Source organism: Burkholderia sp. MSMB1498 (assembly GCF_001526245.1).
Classification (GTDB): domain Bacteria; phylum Pseudomonadota; class Gammaproteobacteria; order Burkholderiales; family Burkholderiaceae; genus Burkholderia; species Burkholderia savannae.
Window position 1 is genome coordinate 1 of record NZ_LOYJ01000041.1, and the last position, 1,407, is coordinate 1,407.

Sequence of the window (1,407 nt, forward strand, 5' to 3'; positions counted from 1 at the left end):
TCGCCCGCGCGCTCGATCCAGCCGCCGCCCAGCGCGCGGTACAGATCGACGAGGTTCGTCCAGCGCGCGAGCCGCGCGCTGATCAACTGCTGCTGCGCCGTGTACAGATCGGTCTGCGCGGTCAACACCGACAGATAGCTGTCGACGCCGTTCTTGTAGCGCAGGTCCGACAGATCGTAGCGGCGCTGCTGCGCGTGCTCGTTGCGCTCGAGCGCCGCGATCTGCTGATCGTACGTGCCGCGCGCGGCGAGCCCGTCCGACACCTCGCGGAACGCGCTCTGGATCGCCTTCTCGTAGTTCGCGATCTCGATGCGCTTCTGCACGTGCGCGAGATCGAGGTTCGCGATGTTCTGCCCGCCCTCGAAGATCGGCAACGCGATGCTCGGCGCGAACGACCACGCCGCCGTGCCGGCCTTGAATAGGCCGCCGAGCGTCGGGCTCGCGGTGCCGAACGCCGCCGTCAGCGAGATCTTCGGGAAGAACGCCGCGCGCGCCGCGCCGATGTTCGCGTTCGCCGCGCGCAGCGCCTCCTCGGCCTGCATGATGTCGGGGCGCCGCGTCAGCAGATCGGACGGCAGCCCGGCCGGCACGTCGGTCAGCAGGTTCTGCGCGTTGAGCGGCAGGCCGGCCGGCAGATCGTCGGGCAGCGGCTCGCCGATCAGCAGCACGAGCGCGTTGACCGCCTGCGCACGCGCGCGCGCCTGCGCCTGCTGGTTCGCGAGCGCCGTCTCGACGACCGTCTGCGCCTGCCGCAGATCGAGCTCCGAGCCGGTGCCGTTGTCGAACTGCAGCTTCGTGAGGTCGTACGACGCGCGCGCCGTCTTCAGCGTGTTCTCCGTGACCTGCAGCAGGTCGTCGGTCGACAGGAGCGAGAGGTACTGATCGGCGACGCTCGCGACGAGCGAGATCTCCGCGGCCTTGCGCGCCTGCGCGGTCGCGAAATATTGCGCGAGCGCCTGGTCCTTCAGGCTCTGCACGCGGCCGAACAGGTCGAGCTCCCACGACGCGGACACGCCGACGTTGTAGGCGCGCGAGATGAGCGGCTGGCGCGTCGTCGACACGCCGGCGGGATAGCGCTGGATCGAGCCCGTGCCGGTGCCGTCGAGCGTCGGGAACAGGCCGGCGCGCGTGATCTGATACTGCGCGCGCGAGGCCTCGACGTTCAGCACCGATACGCGCAGATCGCGGTTGTTCCTCAGCGCGATCTCGACGAGCCGCTGCAGGCGCGGATCGACGAAGAACTCGCGCCAGCCGATGTCGACGGCCGACTGGCCGTTCGCGCTGCGCGCGCCGGACGCGGCGCCCGGCTGCGCGGCGTAGACGCCGTCGGTCGGGAACGCGCCCGACACGGGCGCGGCCGGACGCTCGTAGCGCGGCGCGAGCGTGCAGCCCGTCGCGAGCAGGGCG

General features: G+C 71.1%; 1 protein-coding gene. It reads right to left on the reverse strand.

What is annotated here, in order from left to right; all coding sequences use genetic code 11:
- Positions 1-1,407, reverse strand: a 1,407-nt coding sequence (locus tag WS91_RS07925) for an efflux transporter outer membrane subunit (protein ID WP_059584661.1), incomplete at both ends; no start/stop codon positions are given.